11 protein-coding genes and 2 pseudogenes are annotated in these 16488 nt (G+C 53.4%); 5 read left to right on the top strand and 8 right to left on the bottom strand.

Features of this window, described 5'->3' with window-relative positions; genetic code table 11:
• Positions 1-150: 150 nt before the first annotated feature.
• Positions 151-468, bottom strand: a complete 318-nt coding sequence (metJ, locus tag ACLD4K_RS08310; protein WP_000852811.1) for a met regulon transcriptional regulator MetJ — start codon at positions 466-468, stop codon at positions 151-153.
• 264 nt (positions 469-732) lie between these two features.
• On the opposite strand from metJ, the gene metB reads away from it, so the two are divergent.
• The gene (metB, locus tag ACLD4K_RS08305; protein WP_411011679.1) at positions 733-1893 is read left to right on the top strand and encodes a cystathionine gamma-synthase; all 1161 of its coding nucleotides are present in this window, start codon (positions 733-735) and stop codon (positions 1891-1893) included.
• A 2-nt stretch (positions 1894-1895) separates the two neighbouring features.
• Positions 1896-4328: a bifunctional aspartate kinase/homoserine dehydrogenase II gene (locus ACLD4K_RS08300; protein ID WP_411011678.1), complete on the top strand. Its 2433-nt coding sequence runs from the start codon at positions 1896-1898 to the stop codon at positions 4326-4328.
• Positions 4329-4443: 115 nt separating this feature from the next.
• Here the strand turns inward: ACLD4K_RS08300 and mscS are convergent, their stop codons facing one another.
• The 3 genes and pseudogenes from mscS to ACLD4K_RS08285 all read right to left on the bottom strand — a co-directional run.
• Complete coding sequence (gene mscS / locus ACLD4K_RS08295) at positions 4444-5301, bottom strand: small-conductance mechanosensitive channel MscS (protein WP_411011677.1); 858 nt, start codon at positions 5299-5301, stop codon at positions 4444-4446.
• Positions 5302-5303: 2 nt separating this feature from the next.
• Complete coding sequence (locus ACLD4K_RS08290; protein ID WP_411011676.1) at positions 5304-6302, bottom strand: hypothetical protein; 999 nt, start codon at positions 6300-6302, stop codon at positions 5304-5306.
• 234 nt (positions 6303-6536) lie between these two features.
• Positions 6537-7205 (bottom strand): annotated as a pseudogene (locus ACLD4K_RS08285) (cytoplasmic protein); the annotation flags it as partial.
• Between ACLD4K_RS08285 and ACLD4K_RS08280 the strand changes: the two are divergent.
• From ACLD4K_RS08280 to katG, 3 genes and pseudogenes are all read left to right on the top strand, one after another.
• Positions 7188-8045: pseudogene (locus ACLD4K_RS08280) on the top strand (bifunctional metallophosphatase/5'-nucleotidase); the annotation flags it as partial. The pseudogenes ACLD4K_RS08285 and ACLD4K_RS08280 overlap by 18 nt on opposite strands.
• Before the next feature lie 194 nt (positions 8046-8239).
• Positions 8240-9130 carry a methylenetetrahydrofolate reductase gene (metF, locus tag ACLD4K_RS08275; RefSeq protein WP_000007507.1) on the top strand — a complete coding sequence of 297 codons (891 nt, stop codon included), beginning with the start codon at positions 8240-8242 and terminating at the stop codon, positions 9128-9130.
• A 164-nt stretch (positions 9131-9294) separates the two neighbouring features.
• A complete protein-coding gene (gene katG, locus ACLD4K_RS08270) occupies positions 9295-11475 on the top strand; it encodes a catalase/peroxidase HPI (protein ID WP_000108102.1) in 2181 nt (726 codons plus the stop codon).
• Positions 11476-11581: 106 nt separating this feature from the next.
• Here katG and ACLD4K_RS08265 read toward each other — a convergent pair whose 3' ends face one another.
• The 4 genes from ACLD4K_RS08265 to ACLD4K_RS08250 form a co-directional block, all read right to left on the bottom strand.
• Positions 11582-12685, bottom strand: coding sequence for a glycerol dehydrogenase (locus ACLD4K_RS08265; protein WP_411011675.1), 1104 nt, complete (start codon positions 12683-12685; stop codon positions 11582-11584).
• Positions 12686-12696: 11 nt separating this feature from the next.
• Entirely contained in the window at positions 12697-13359 is a 663-nt protein-coding gene (gene fsa / locus ACLD4K_RS08260; RefSeq protein ID WP_000424861.1) for a fructose-6-phosphate aldolase, read from the bottom strand.
• A 254-nt stretch (positions 13360-13613) separates the two neighbouring features.
• Complete coding sequence (locus ACLD4K_RS08255) at positions 13614-14450, bottom strand: helix-turn-helix transcriptional regulator (protein ID WP_000274595.1); 837 nt, start codon at positions 14448-14450, stop codon at positions 13614-13616.
• 160 nt (positions 14451-14610) lie between these two features.
• Complete coding sequence (locus tag ACLD4K_RS08250) at positions 14611-16344, bottom strand: phosphoethanolamine transferase CptA (protein WP_411011674.1); 1734 nt, start codon at positions 16342-16344, stop codon at positions 14611-14613.
• Between the last annotated feature and the right edge of the window lie 144 nt (positions 16345-16488).

Raw genomic sequence — 16488 nt, 5'->3', positions numbered from 1 at the left:
GGATTTTTTTCAGGGAAATAACGAAGATAAATTTATCTATCGAGGGCTATTCGGGAAGATGAACGTTTAGAAAAATGTCGGAGATAGCCGTGTACAGGGGGAATCGTTAAAAAAGCGCGGCCAGAGGCGTTCTGACCGCATGCTTTGCTATCAGTATTCCCACGTTTCCGGGTCAATCCCCATCTCACGCATGATCTCTTTTGCCGCTTCCGGGATTTCATCGCTGCGCTCTTTTCGCAGATCGGCATCATCCGGCAAGGGTTGCCCGGTAAAGGCGTGCAGAAATGCTTCACACAACAGCTCGCTGTTGGTGGCGTGGCGCAGGTTGTTCACCTGACGACGCGTACGTTCATCGGTGAGGATTTTTAACACCTTCAGAGGAATGGAAACCGTAATTTTTTTGACTTGCTCACTCTTCTTACCGTGCTCAGCGTATGGGCTGATATATTCGCCGCTCCATTCAGCCATGAGATACTTAATCCTCTTCGTCATTAATATTGAGGTCTGAACCTGAGCCCGGACCATAATCGCGCGTAGTTTACCGTAGTGGCGCGGCCCTGACACGAAGTTAGCGGTCGCAGATGTGCGCTAATGCATATAATTTTAACGGCTATTTGCGGTTTGCTCAATCTATACGCAAAGAAGTTTAGATGTCCAGATGTATTGACGTCTATTGTGGTAGTGGTTAATCTGTGGCCTGACTTTCACCGACTCAGCCAGGAATATCTTCATATGACGCGTAAACAGGCCACTATCGCAGTGCGTAGCGGATTAAACGACGACGAGCAATACGGCTGCGTTGTGCCGCCAATCCATCTCTCCAGTACCTATAACTTTACCGGTTTCAATGAGCCGCGCGCGCATGATTATTCCCGCCGCGGTAATCCCACGCGTGATGTGGTTCAGCGCGCATTAGCGGAACTGGAAGGCGGCGCGGGCGCGGTATTGACGAATACCGGCATGTCGGCGATTCATCTGATCACCACCGTTTTCCTCAAGCCGGGCGATCTGCTGGTCGCGCCGCATGATTGCTATGGCGGCAGTTATCGTCTGTTTGACAGTCTGGCGACACGCGGCTGTTATCGTGTGCGGTTTGTCGATCAGAGCGATGAACGCGCCTTACAGGCGGCGCTGGAAGAAAAACCGAAGCTGGTACTGGTAGAAAGTCCAAGTAATCCATTGTTACGCGTGGTGGATATTGCGAAAATCTGTCGGCTGGCGCGCGAGGCGGGCGCAGTGAGCGTCGTTGATAACACGTTTTTAAGCCCGGCGCTGCAAAATCCGCTGGCGTTGGGTGCCGATCTGGTGTTGCATTCATGCACGAAATATCTCAACGGTCATTCGGATGTCGTGGCCGGCGTGGTGATTGCTAAAGATCCGGAAATGGTCACTGAACTGGCGTGGTGGGCGAATAATATTGGCGTCACTGGCGGGGCGTTTGATAGCTATCTGCTGCTGCGTGGCCTGCGTACGCTGTCGCCGCGTATGGAGGTGGCGCAGCGTAATGCGCAAGCGATTGTGGATTACCTGCAAACCCAGCCGCTGGTGAAAAAACTGTATCACCCGTCGCTGCCGGAAAATCAGGGGCATGAAATTGCCGCGCGTCAGCAAAAAGGCTTTGGCGCAATGTTGAGTTTTGAACTGGATGGGGATGAGGAGACGCTGCGTCGTTTTCTGGGCGGGCTGTCGTTGTTTACGCTGGCGGAATCTTTAGGGGGAGTGGAAAGTTTGATCTCTCACGCCGCCACCATGACGCATGCCGGTATGTCGCCGCAGGCGCGTGCCGCCGCCGGGATCTCCGAAACGCTACTGCGTATCTCCACCGGTATTGAAGATGGCGAAGATTTAATTGCCGACCTGGAAAATGGCTTCCGGGCTGCAAACAAGGGGTAAACATGAGTGTGATTGCGCAGGCAGGGGCGAAAGGTCGTCAACTGCATAAATTTGGCGGCAGTAGTCTGGCGGATGTGAAGTGTTACCTGCGTGTCGCAGGCATTATGGCGGAGTATTCGCAGTCTGACGATATGATGGTAGTGTCCGCCGCAGGCAGTACCACCAACCAGTTGATTAGCTGGCTCAAGTTAAGCCAGACCGATCGCCTTTCTGCGCATCAGGTATTACAGACGTTACGCCGCTACCAGTGCGATCTGATTAGCGGGCTGCTTCCCGCCGACGCGGCAGATGATTTAACCAGCGCTTTTATCAGCGATCTGGAACGTCTTGCCGCCTTGCTCGACGGCGGCGTAACGGATGCCGTCTATGCTGAGATCGTCGGACACGGCGAAATTTGGTCGGCGAGATTGATGTCCGCCGTCCTGAATCAGCAGGGGCTGGATGCCGCCTGGCTGGACGCGCGCGCATTTTTACGCGCCGAACGCGCCGCACAGCCGCAGGTTGATGAAGGGTTATCTTATCCTTTATTGCAACAGCTACTGGCGCAGCATCCTGGCAAACGTCTGGTCGTGACCGGGTTTATCAGCCGCAATCACGACGGCGAAACAGTCCTGTTAGGCCGTAACGGTTCCGACTATTCCGCCACGCAAATCGGCGCGCTGGCGGGCGTTTCCCGCGTGACCATCTGGAGCGATGTCGCGGGCGTTTATAGCGCCGACCCGCGCAAAGTGAAAGATGCCTGCCTGCTGCCGTTGCTGCGTCTGGACGAAGCCAGCGAGCTGGCGCGTCTGGCGGCACCTGTTCTGCACGCCCGCACGCTACAGCCAGTGTCCGGCAGCGATATCGATTTGCAGTTGCGCTGTAGCTACACGCCGGATCAAGGGTCAACCCGAATTGAACGAGTGCTGGCTTCCGGGACGGGCGCGCGTATCGTGACCAGTCACGATGATATCTGTCTGATTGAGTTTCAGGTGCCCGCCAGCCAGGATTTCAGGCTGGCGCACAAAGAGCTCGACCACATTTTAAAACGGGCGCAGGCGCGTCCGCTGGCGGTGGGCGTGCATCGCGATCGCCAGTTATTGCAGTTCTGCTATACCGCCGAGGTAGCGGATAGCGTACTGAAACTCCTCGACGGTGTCGGGCTGCCGGGCGAATTGCGCCTGCGGCAGGGGCTGGCGCTGGTGGCGATGGTCGGTGCGGGCGTCACTCGCAATCCGCTACACTGCCATCGCTTCTGGCAGCAGCTTAAAGGTCAGCCAGTGGAGTTTACCTGGCAGTCGGAGGAGGGCATCAGTCTGGTGGCGGTGCTGCGTACCGGCCCGACTGAGAGCCTGATTCAGGGGCTGCATCAGTCGGTTTTCCGCGCCGAAAAACGCATTGGCCTGATGCTGTTCGGTAAGGGGAACATCGGTTCCCGTTGGCTGGAACTGTTTGCCCGTGAGCAAAGCACGCTTTCCGCGCGTACTGGTTTTGAGTTTGTGCTGGCGGGCGTGGTGGATAGCCGCCGTAGCCTGCTGAATTATGAAGGGCTGGACGCCAGCCGCGCGCTGGCATTCTTTGATGATGAAGCCGTTGAGCAGGATGAGGAGTCGCTGTTCCTGTGGATGCGTGCGCATCCGTATGATGATTTAGTGGTGCTGGATGTGACAGCAAGTGAGCAACTGGCCGATCAGTATCTGGATTTCGCCAGCCACGGTTTTCATGTGATTAGCGCTAATAAACTGGCGGGCGCAAGCGCCAGCGATATGTATCGCCAGATTCATGACGCGTTTGAAAAAACCGGGCGTTACTGGCTGTATAACGCCACCGTGGGCGCGGGATTGCCGATCAACCACACGGTGCGGGATCTGATTGACAGCGGCGATACGATTCTCTCGATCAGCGGGATCTTCTCCGGGACGCTATCCTGGCTGTTCCTGCAATTTGACGGTACGGTGCCGTTTACCGATCTGGTGGATCAGGCCTGGCAGCAGGGGCTGACCGAACCCGATCCGCGCGTCGATCTTTCCGGAAAAGATGTCATGCGTAAGCTGGTGATTCTGGCGCGCGAGGCGGGATACGACATCGAGCCGGATCAGGTGCGTGTAGAATCGTTGGTGCCAGCGCATTGTGAAGAAGGGTCTATCGATCACTTTTTCGAAAACGGCGACGCGCTGAATGAACAGATGGTGCAGCGTCTGGAGGCAGCCCGCGAACTGGGGCTGGTGTTGCGTTACGTGGCGCGTTTCGACGCCAATGGCAAAGCGCGCGTCGGCGTTGAAGCGGTGCGTCCGGAACATCCGCTGGCGGCGCTGCTACCGTGCGATAATGTCTTTGCTATTGAAAGCCGCTGGTATCGCGATAACCCGCTGGTGATCCGTGGGCCGGGCGCGGGTCGCGATGTGACCGCCGGGGCGATTCAGTCGGATATCAACCGCCTGGCGCAGTTGCTGTAATAAAGGTAAGTTCGTGAGCGAAGCGCCGGGTTGCGCTTCGCTCCCTCATCAATACGTTATGCAGTCATTCTGTAGATACTGATATACGAAGCGCCATCCGATTGCTGACGAAACATTATGGCGTGATGCTTTTTACATTCTCAACCCGGACATCCATCCGGGGGTAAGGAATATTGATGCCGTTTTCATCCATTGCTTCCTTGATATTTTCCAGAAGATCGTAGTAAGTACTCCAGTACTGAGCGTTGGGCACCCATACGCGAACATAGAAATTCAGGCTAGAGGGCGCAAGTTCGCCCAGGCGGACCGTAATATCGCGGGTTTTATCAATGCGATGATCTTGTTCAATAATACGATGTATCACGCTTTTTACGTCAGCAATACGGCTTTGGTAATCCACGCCAATAATCAGATCAATACGTCGATAGGGGTGTCGTGAATAGTTGATAATATTATCAGCAATAATTTTACCATTCGGGATGACAACTTCTTTGCTATCCGCAGTGAGCAGAGTGGTGGAGAAAATATGGACCTTTTCTACTGTGCCGATAACCAGGCCAATTTGTACAATTTCCCCGGCGCGGAAAGGGCGCAGGGAGACAAGCAGTACGCCTGCGGCAAAGTTGGAAAGTGACCCTTGCAACGCCAGACCAATGGCTAAACCCGCCGCGCCGATAACGGCAATAATTGAGGAGGTTTCTATACCGACACGGCCAAGAGCGGCTACTGCCGTGAAAGCTATCGTGATGTAGCGAACCAGCGCGGAGAAAAAGTGGACAATAGTGGCATCCACTTGCCGCCTGAGAAGTAATTTTTCCACCCCCCTCGATAGTAAGCGAGCTATTAACTTACCGATGAAAAGTAGAATGATGGCGGCAACAACATTCCAGCCAAAATGAATTACCGAGTCACTGTGCTCGGCCATCCATTTGATCGCGCCTTTAATTTTTGGAAATAACTCAAAACCTTCCATGTTTATCCTCTGTCAGCAGTATCCGCGGTATTAGCGGTAATAAAACGGTTCATTTTTGCCTGGATAATCGCCGCGCCGACGGGTGGTAGCAGTAACGCCCAGAATAGTGTCCAGCCGGTTCGTATTCCGCTATCTTCGTTTTTATTCGCCAGCAGAGTGCGGATTTCGTCGCTAAGCGTCAGACACAATATTGCTGTGCCAAACGGCATAATTGCTGACAGCCATCCCGCGCCACATGCGGTCATGAGTCGGGGCGAAGGCGCCACGAACTGCATTTCCCGGTGAATTCTGAAGAACCAATAAATAATATAAAATGGAATGAAAAAGGCCAATAATGCGACGACAACGGGTTCTGCGCACTCAGGGCGCTGGGTTGATGAGAATCTTTTGGGTGGTGCAATATAGAAAAGTTCTTTTTTGAGCGGTAATAGTAGCAAAAGCGCGATAACCGCTAAAGTAATCGCGATTATTCCTATATAAGGAATTGAGTATATAAATATAGACAGATAGCTAGCGATGATAAATTTGAACAGTAAGCAGAGGCTAAATAAAATAACAAATGTCTGTGCACTGCCGATAGCGCTGAAAAGCAGCATGGGGACTAACAGCGTTATGATCCCCACACCCAGACTAATTAAAAACTGCGCTATAATAAGCCTGTCTACGTCAGATGGGCCATTTACGCAGAAGGAACAGACCACGCCAATGATTACCAGTAGCGCAACAAAGTAGAAGGGGTAACAATTTTTTATATGGCAGACAAACCAGCTGGCAACCATACCCAGGAGGTATCCCAGTTGGCCGCCAACGAGAATAACACCAATACGATCGGCTGGAATAGACAGTGATTTACTCCAAAAATAAACACCATACGACGATCCCAGCGAACTGATAAAAGAGAGCACCAAAAAGAAAAAAGTGATCCCCCAGAATCGATAGCTACTCAGGAGATCGGCGCAGGTCCATTTTTTATCTGACATTGACGGTAAAGTAATTTCCATATTTATCCCTTGTTTCCCATAGAAAATAAGAATGTATAGAACTATTTAAATTGATAATAAATATTGATTATGTGAATAACGTTTATAGCCGATTTTAACTTAAAACGAAGGGCCATTTTATCAAATAGTTCTATTCTTTTTCAGCGTATAAAAGCAGGATGTGAGGTGATTAAATCTATAGCGCCTTCTGAATGATAATCTGTGATTTTTTATGCGTGGCATTACATCATTGGGTTAAATGTGATTCCATTGTGAGTTATATTTTTCCGTCAGCAAATACAGAATTTGCGTGACGCGTTTGGCGGAATAGTGGGCGCTTTGCTGGAATTCAGGTTGTTGCCATAGCCAGGTAACAAAGCGGCGACTGGCCGCCAGATTAACGGCGACACCTTGTTCTAAGTGGGAACCAGTTAACGAACAGACCATTTTGCGGTTGTGACCTTGCCCCCAGAGTTGCCACTGATTTTGCCACCATCCCTGCCATGTTTTGCCTAACAGTTGCCACTCTGCGCGGCAATCGTCATCGTTTATCTCTTCCTCAACGAACCACAGCGAGGAGAGACGCTGGCGAAACCGCTCCGCCCATGCCGTAATGACCGCACCGCGCAAAAAACACTCATGGGCAATGATGTGTGTCGTGACATCAGGAAAGCGGTTTTTCAGCACCCGAAAATGACCATGCGCCGTAATGACCGGGCGAAGTATTGTTCCTTGCGCGTTACGTTTAAGCGCCGCCGGGCCATACTGAATCTCATCGAACTGGCTGCGCTGTAAAAATTGCCGTTCTTTAATGGCGATACGGTGAATAATATCGCCATCCTCACCCTCGGGCGGCGCAATTCCTTTCCAGTGGTAATGCAAACTCTTTCCGGCAGAAAGTAACGTGAAATTGCTGGAAAGGTAAAAGGGCTGGATATTTTGATTACCGGCCACGCGCATGTCGGTACGCCGGAACCGATTAAAGTCGGTAATACGCTGATCCTCTCAACGGACAGCGGCGGTATTGATGTCGGCAAACTGGTGCTGGATTACAAAGAGAAACCACACCACTTTACGGTGAAGAACTTCGAGCTGAAGACCATTTTTGCTGATGAGTGGAAGCCAGATCCACAAACGAAACAGGTGATCGACGGCTGGAACAAAAAGCTCGATAAAGTCGTGCAGCAGACGGTGGCGCAGTCGCCGGTTGAGCTGACCCGCGCGTATGGCGAATCGTCGTCGCTGGGGAATCTGGCGGCGGATGCGCTGCTTTTTACGGCGGGGAAAGACACCCAGTTAGCGCTTACTAACTCTGGTGGTATCCGCAACGAAATCCCGGCTGGCGCGGTGACGATGGGGGCGGTAATCAGTACCTTCCCGTTCCCTAATGAACTGGTCACGATGGATTTAACCGGTAAACAATTGCGCAGCCTGATGGAGCATGGCGCTGGATTAAGCAACGGCGTGTTGCAGGTGTCTAAAGGGCTGGAGATGAAGTATGACAGCAGCAAACCTATCGGCCAGCGGGTTACCGTGCTGACGCTCAATGGCAAACCGATTGATGATGCGGCGGTTTATCACATCGCCACCAACAGCTTCCTTGCCGACGGCGGCGATGGTTTTGCGGCGTTCACGGAAGGCCAGGCGCGGAATACCTCCGGCGGCTACTATGTGTCGAATGCGATAGTTGATTACTTTAAGGCGGGCAACACCATCACGGATGAGCAGCTCAAAGGGATGCGCGTTGCGGATGTGAAGAAGTAATTTCCCCTGCCGCGACGCGTTCAGTGTCGCGGCGTGACATGAAGAAAATTCAACTTTGCTGAATATTCCTCATTCTTTAGCGTGATTTTTCAGTTGACGTCCTTCCGCTTTTCCGTCATTTTTACATCTGGACGTCTAAACGGATAGATGTTTGCAACACAACAAATAATAACATGCGATTGATGAGGTAAGGTATGAGCTTTTTTCACGCCAACCAGCGGGAAGCCCTGAATCAGAGCCTGGCGGAAGTACAGGGTCAGATTAACGTTTCGTTTGAATTTTTCCCGCCGCGCACCAGTGAAATGGAGCAAACCCTGTGGAACTCCATCGATCGCCTGAGCAGTCTGAAACCGAAGTTTGTTTCGGTAACGTATGGCGCCAACTCCGGGGAACGCGACCGCACCCATAGCGTTATTAAAGGCATTAAAGAGCGTACTGGGCTTGAGGCCGCGCCGCACCTTACCTGTATTGACGCCACGCGCGATGAACTGCGCACCATCGCCCGCGACTACTGGAATAACGGTATCCGCCACATTGTCGCTTTGCGCGGCGATTTGCCGCCGGGCAGCGGTAAGCCGGAGATGTACGCCGCCGATCTGGTTGGTTTGCTCAAAGAGGTGGCCGATTTCGATATTTCAGTAGCAGCCTACCCGGAGGTACATCCGGAAGCGAAAAGCGCGCAGGCCGATCTGCTTAATCTGAAGCGTAAAGTGGATGCTGGCGCTAACCGCGCGATAACCCAATTTTTCTTCGATGTGGAAAGCTACCTGCGTTTTCGCGACCGCTGTGTTTCCGCCGGTATCGACGTAGAAATTATTCCCGGCATTTTACCGGTGTCTAACTTTAAACAGGCGAAAAAATTTGCCGATATGACCAATGTCCGCATTCCGTCCTGGATGTCACTGATGTTTGAGGGGCTGGATGATGACGCAGAAACCCGCAAGCTGGTGGGCGCTAACATTGCGATGGACATGGTGAAAATTTTAAGCCGTGAAGGAGTGAAGGATTTCCACTTCTACACGTTGAATCGTGCGGAAATGAGTTATGCCATTTGCCACACACTGGGCGTAAGACCGGGTTTATAACCTCCAGCTCCCTGCCGGGAGCTTTATTACACCTCATATTGATCTACATCTCTGTAACTAAAAATATAAAAGGTATTAGCTATCGAATCTGTGGATTAATTCAACTATATCTATTTGCTCCTGGTGTATATCGTAACGGTAACACTTTAAAAGGGAGCTGAGATATGAGCACGACCGACGATACCCATAACACGTTATCCACTGGAAAATGTCCTTTCCATCAGGGGGGGCATGACCGAAGCGCAGGCGCAGGGACTGCCAGCCGCGACTGGTGGCCGAACCAGCTTCGCGTGGATCTTTTGAATCAACATTCCAACCGTTCTAACCCGCTGGGTGAAGACTTTGACTACCGCAAAGAGTTTAGCAAGTTAGACTACTCCGCCCTGAAAGGGGATCTCAAGGCGCTGCTGACCGATTCACAACCGTGGTGGCCCGCCGACTGGGGCAGCTATGTCGGTTTGTTTATTCGTATGGCCTGGCATGGCGCTGGCACCTACCGTTCTATTGATGGTCGTGGCGGCGCGGGTCGTGGTCAACAGCGTTTTGCGCCGCTTAACTCCTGGCCGGATAACGTCAGCCTGGATAAGGCGCGTCGTTTGTTGTGGCCGATTAAGCAGAAATATGGCCAGAAAATTTCCTGGGCCGACCTGTTTATTCTGGCGGGTAACGTGGCGCTGGAAAACTCCGGCTTCCGTACCTTCGGTTTCGGCGCCGGGCGTGAAGATGTATGGGAACCGGATCTGGATGTGAACTGGGGCGATGAAAAAGCCTGGTTGACTCACCGACACCCTGAAGCGCTGGCAAAAGCGCCGCTGGGCGCGACCGAGATGGGCCTTATCTACGTTAACCCGGAAGGGCCGGATCACAGTGGCGAACCACTTTCTGCCGCCGCCGCTATTCGCGCTACCTTTGGCAATATGGGGATGAACGACGAAGAGACCGTGGCGTTGATCGCTGGCGGGCATACCCTCGGTAAAACCCACGGCGCGGCAGCGGCATCCCATGTAGGGGCCGATCCGGAAGCCGCGCCGATTGAAGCGCAGGGCTTAGGTTGGGCCAGCAGCTATGGTAGCGGCGTTGGCGCGGATGCTATCACCTCCGGGCTGGAAGTGGTCTGGACGCAGACGCCGACCCAGTGGAGCAACTATTTCTTCGAGAACCTGTTCAAATATGAGTGGGTACAAACCCGTAGTCCGGCTGGCGCTATCCAGTTTGAAGCGGTAGACGCGCCGGACATCATCCCGGACCCGTTCGATCCGTCGAAAAAACGTAAGCCAACCATGCTGGTCACCGACCTGACGCTGCGTTTTGATCCGGAGTTCGAGAAGATTTCCCGTCGTTTCCTTAACGATCCGCAGGCCTTTAATGAAGCCTTTGCTCGTGCCTGGTTCAAACTGACGCACAGAGATATGGGACCAAAAGCGCGTTACATCGGACCGGAAGTGCCGAAAGAAGATCTGATCTGGCAGGACCCGTTGCCGCAACCGCTCTACCAGCCAACGCAGGAAGACATTATCAACCTGAAAGCGGCGATCGCTGCATCCGGGCTTTCTATTAGCGAGATGGTTTCGGTTGCCTGGGCATCCGCGTCTACTTTCCGCGGCGGCGATAAGCGTGGCGGCGCTAACGGCGCGCGTCTGGCATTAGCGCCTCAGCGCGACTGGGATGTCAACGCCGTTGCGGCTCGCGTTCTGCCGGTATTAGAAGAGATCCAGAAAACGACGAATAAAGCCTCGCTGGCCGATATTATTGTGCTGGCGGGCGTGGTCGGTATCGAGCAGGCGGCCGCTGCTGCGGGTGTCAGCATCAGCGTACCTTTTGCGCCGGGCCGGGTGGATGCGCGTCAGGATCAGACCGACATCGAGATGTTCTCGCTGCTTGAACCGATTGCCGATGGATTCCGTAACTATCGTGCGCGTCTGGATGTGTCGACGACCGAATCGCTGTTGATTGATAAAGCGCAGCAGTTAACGTTGACCGCGCCGGAAATGACGGTACTGGTTGGCGGGATGCGTGTGCTGGGAACCAACTTTGACGGCAGCCAGAACGGTGTCTTTACCGACAGACCGGGCGTGCTCAGCACAGACTTCTTCGCTAATCTGCTGGATATGCGTTACGAGTGGAAGCCCACCGACGACGCTAATGAGCTGTTCGAAGGCCGGGATCGTCTGACTGGCGAGGTAAAATACACGGCAACCCGCGCCGATCTGGTGTTTGGTTCCAACTCCGTACTGCGCGCGCTGGCGGAAGTTTACGCGTGTAGCGATGCGCACGAGAAGTTTGTGAAGGACTTCGTCGCGGCATGGGTGAAAGTGATGAACCTGGACCGTTTCGATCTGTTGTAAATCTTATGCCGGATGACGCTAACGCTTATCCGGCCTACCGTCTCATATGCCCACCGGGCAAAAAAATCCCCGCGCAATTGCGGGGATTTTTCATTGCAAGCAGACCTTATTCCCATTCCTGCAAGAAGCGTTGACCGTACTGGTCGGCGACCAGCAGCGCGGCGTACACTTCATCCGGCGTTGCGCCGCCAGGCATGTTATGAATAGTTTCACCTTCTGCGCAGGAGGCTTCCGCGACGGTGCGCATTTTTGCCGGAATATCCTGTTTAATATCCAGTTGCGCCAGCGTAATCGGCAGGCCAACGGAATGGCACAGCGCCGCAACGGTTTCGATTTCTTCGACCGGCGCGTTTTCCAGCACCAGTTGCGTCAGCGTACCGAAAGCGACCTTCTCACCGTGATAATAGTGGTGCGCATCCGGAATCGCCGTTAAACCGTTATGAATCGCGTGCGCTGCGGCCAGACCGCCGCTTTCAAAACCGACCCCGCTCAGGTAGGTGTTGGCTTCGATGACGCGTTCCAGCGCTGGCGTGACGACGTGCTGTTCGGCGGCCAACATGGCTTTTTCGCCTTCTTCGATCAGCGTGTTATAGCATAGCTCCGCCAGCGCCAGCGCGGCCTGTGTACACTTGCCGCCCGCCATTGTGGTGGCGCCGCTGCGTGAGCAGGCGCGCGCTTCAAACCAGGTCGCCAGCGCATCGCCGATACCGGCTGCCAGCAGACGCGCCGGCGCGCCCGCCACTATCTGCGTATCGACAATGACCATATTCGGGTTATGCGGCAGCAACAGATAACGGTCAAACTCACCGGCATCGGTATAAATAACCGAGAGCGCGCTGCACGGTGCGTCGGTAGAGGCGATGGTCGGCGCGATAGCGACCGGGACGTTCATAAAATGCGCCAGCGCTTTGGCGGTATCCAGCGTTTTACCGCCGCCGATACCCAGTACGGCGCCACACTGACTTTTCTCGGCGACGGCGCGCAGCCTGTCGATCTCATTTTGCGAACATTCGCCGCCAAACGGGGCGATTTCTACTGACAAACCGACACCCGTCAGGCTTTTGCGCAGCGTCTCTTCGGCAAATCCCAGCACGAATTTATCGCCCACAACCAGCCAGTTGTTCGCCATTGGTTTTAAATAATCGCCAAGACGCGCGATGACGTTTGCACCCTGAATATACTTACCTGGTGACTGAATAATGCGATCCATACATTTCTCTCCTACAGGTTCAGATTACCAAAAGCGTTTTTCCAGTCTTGCTCAAACTTCTCTATTGCTGACTCTACCGCAGGCGTATTGAGCATTTGTTGCGCTACATCTAAAGGAAGGGTAATCGCCTGGCAACCTGCCAGTAAGCAATCCAGCGCCTGCCGCGGTGTTTTAAAGCTGGCCGCCAGCACCATGCTGTCAGGCGCGTGATGTTCCAGTAGCGTTTGCAGCTCCTGAACCATACGAATGCCATCGCCGCCCTGCGCATCAACGCGGTTGACGTAGGGAGCGACATATTTTGCGCCCGCCAGCGCCGCCAGCAGGCCCTGCGATGCGCTGTAGACGGCGGTGCCCAGCGTCACGATGCCTTCTTTTTTCAGCAATTTAATCGCTGCAAGACCTTCGGCGGTCACCGGAATTTTAACCACAATGCCGGGGATGGCGTTATTCAGCCGTTTGGCTTCTTCCACCATCCCTTTCGCGTCGCGGCTCATGGTCTGCGCAAATAAAGTGCCTTCTTCGCCGATGGCGTTTTGCAGCCTGGGCAGCACATCCCAGATAGGTTCTTTGCTGGCTGCCACAATGCTTGGATTGGTGGTGACGCCGGCAATCGGGAAAATGCGCGCCAGACGTTCAACTTCCGCCACGTTAGCGGTATCCAGATAGAGTTCCATAGTCTTTCTCTTCGTGAGTTTTCGTTATGGACAGGATAAAGGAGCGTGCCCCGGATGCGCTATGTGACAAATCTGCCAAAAACTGGACAAATGTGATGCTCTTGGTAAAGTGTGATTTACTTCACAAGTTGGTGATGGTTAACGTATAACGTGCTGTTGTATGCCATGTGGGGGAGTGAGGTTTTTGCATTGATATTACAATAATCCAGTAAATGCGCGTTTTATCTACTGTATTCTCTTTACTGGCGTGTGGATTATTTTTCCGTTAGCTGGCTGTGATACTGGCGGCGATACTCCGACGGCGAGCGTTCCGTATTTTTGCGAAACAGGCGGCAGAAATAGTTACTGTCGACAAAGCCACAACGGTGCGCCACCTCTTTCACTTTCAGGTCATAACCCTTCAGCAACGTTTTGGCGTGTTCCAGCCGCGTATGGTTCAGGTATTCGTTAAAGCCGATGGCCCCCGTTTTCTGGAACAGGTGCGAGAGGTAATTTGGCGAGATATAGAACGCCTGTGCTACCGATTCGCGCGTCAACGGCGCGGCGTAGCGTTCATCAATATACTCCCGAATGGCTTCAAAAAGCGCGCGGCTGCGGGAGGCGGTCTGGATTTGGCTGCCGAGCAGATCGCGGCAATGGCTTAGTAGGCTGGCGACAATCAATCTGGCCGTTTGCTGCTCTTGCGGCTGCATCTGCATCTCATTAAGCGTTTGTAACAGGAAAGAGCCGATACGCGGGCCACGGCGCGCAACGTGCTGTTTCGTGAGGTTTTGATGCTGCTGACCATCCCAGTGGACCACGCTGAAACCTAACTGCTGTTTGCCAAACAGAATGCTCAGGGTGGTGACGGGCGTTTGCCATTGCGGGATGTTCCAGCCGCCAGCCGGAACGTAGAGAACATCGCAAGGAATGAGCGGGGCGGTAATGCTCATGTCAGTAAGCTCGCCCTCCAGCACAATCTCCAGCCGCGGAAAATCCACCTGGTACGCCAGTTCCGGCGCTGGGCCGCTGGCGCTGGCAAAATAAATCTGGCGCAGCGGCAGCGGGCCGTTGATGAGACGGGAGAGAAGGTGGCTGACGTCGTGATACATGATAATCCCCTGCCGATCGCAAACAGAGGAAACAGTAACGTCGAAAACCGATGTCCTCAAGCGATTATTGCCGGATGGCGGCGCTTTGCGCCTTATCCGGACTACGGGAGAGAAGAACGCCAGGCCCGATAAGCGTTAGCGTTATCGGGCAACATACAGGCTATTGATTACCGACCTGATCGCCATACGGCAACGTATCATAATCAATCAGCGCGTTTTTCTTATACGGGTTGCCAATCCAGCGCGTGGTCTCTTTGAACTGCGGGTTGGTGATGGAACGCGTCGGGTCGTAACCATCATAGGTCAGGCCCGCTAAGTCCGACCAGGTATGGATAAGCTCGGAACTGCTGTACTTACGATCGACATCCTGTGAGAAGTCGCGCAGATGCGCTGCTTGCCATTTCTCTGAGGTCCACAGCAGGAACGGCACCGTATACATATGACGGGTTGGCGAATCTTCGTTTCGTCCCTGCGTCTTATGCGGCGGCGTGTCATACACTTCTTCACCGTGATCGGAGAAGTAGAGCAGGAAACCGTTCGGATCGGTCGCTTTATAGTCCTTAATCAGGCTGGCGACAACATAGTCATTATACAGGTTCGCGTTGTCGTAATCGTTATACGACTCCAGTTCGTCGCTGCTTAATCCCGGCGGAACATGGTCGGTTTTACCATCAAACTTGCCCTGGTTTTCTGGATAGCGGAACTTGTATTTAATGTGCGTTCCCAGCAGATGCACAATAATGAATTTTTTCGGCGCCGGGTCGGCTAACACCGCTTTAAACGGCGCCAGCACGTTGCTGTCATATTCGCGTGCGCTTTGAGTGCGCTGCTGGTTCATATAGAACTGCTTATCAGTCTGCTTAGAGAACACGGTCAGCATGGTATTACGCGCCGTCATCGTCTGCTGGTTAGTGATCCAGAAGGTTTTATACCCGGCCTGTTTCATCATATTCATCAGCGATGGCTTCGTCAGATACCAGTCCGGGTTCTTTTCGTCCGCGAACGTTAGCGCCTGTTGCAGGATCTCAATGGTGTACGGTCGCGAAGTTACCACGTTATTAAATACGGTCAGCCCGGGGTCGGTTTTATGCAGCGCGTCCAGTTCCGGCGTGGTTTCGCGCGGATAACCGTACAGACTCATACGGCCACGCTGGGTCGATTCGCCAATCACCAGTACCAGCGTGCGCGGCGCATCGCCGGAGTGGTCCTGGAAGTTAGCCAGCGGCGGCAGGGCATCGTTTTCATTCAGCAGTTTATTCAGCGAAGCGAGCTGTAAACGGTACTGATAGTAGCCAGTAATAAATTGCCACGGCGCGGCGGGCTCCATTCGTGACGCCAGGCTATCCAGCGTTTTCTCCATCGACTTATGCTTGATAAAGGTATTCATCGCGATGGGATGGAGGATCAGCCCGTACAGCAGGGCAAACGACACCAGATAACGCCAGGGGGATGGAATATAAACCGGGCGCAGACGTGTCCACAGCAAAATCGCCGCCACCGTATAAGCCAGCGCGACAAGAACAATTTTCAGACTGAAATATTGGCTTAAATATTCGCTGGCTTCATTGGCGTTGGTTTCAAACATCACAAACAGCACGCTTTGCGAGAACTCCTGCCCGTAGATTACGTAATAGCTCAGCGCCGCCAGCGAGGCGGCCCAAAGTACGACGCCAATAACGGCAGCAATAACCCGGATGCGGCCTGGAAACAGAAAGACCGGGATCAGCCACAATGAGCTGTACAGTAGCGAATCCCGCAGACCGTTTGTCCCACTGTATCCGGTGAGATAAATAATGGCCTGCAGGAGGGTGGAAAAGAACCAAAAGTAGAGCAGTGCCCAGCCCAGGGCTTTCCAGCTAAACGCGGGTTTAGTCTGGAGTAATGTGGATTGCATAATGAGAGCCTGTCTTTAATCGTAGCGCCAAACGTAACGCCTGAACCTTAAAAGAATCTGAAGCAAACCTGCTTTATGCCGCACGTTTTGCTAAGAGCCTATCCCATTAGGGCTATTTTACTTGCCATTTTGGACCTGGGCAGT

This window comes from Salmonella sp. 741265055_HSA (genome assembly GCF_046569525.1).
Classification (GTDB): domain Bacteria; phylum Pseudomonadota; class Gammaproteobacteria; order Enterobacterales; family Enterobacteriaceae; genus Salmonella; species Salmonella enterica.
The sequence above is the reverse complement of the archived record's forward strand: the minus strand, read 5'-3'. Positions and strand labels throughout refer to the sequence as shown.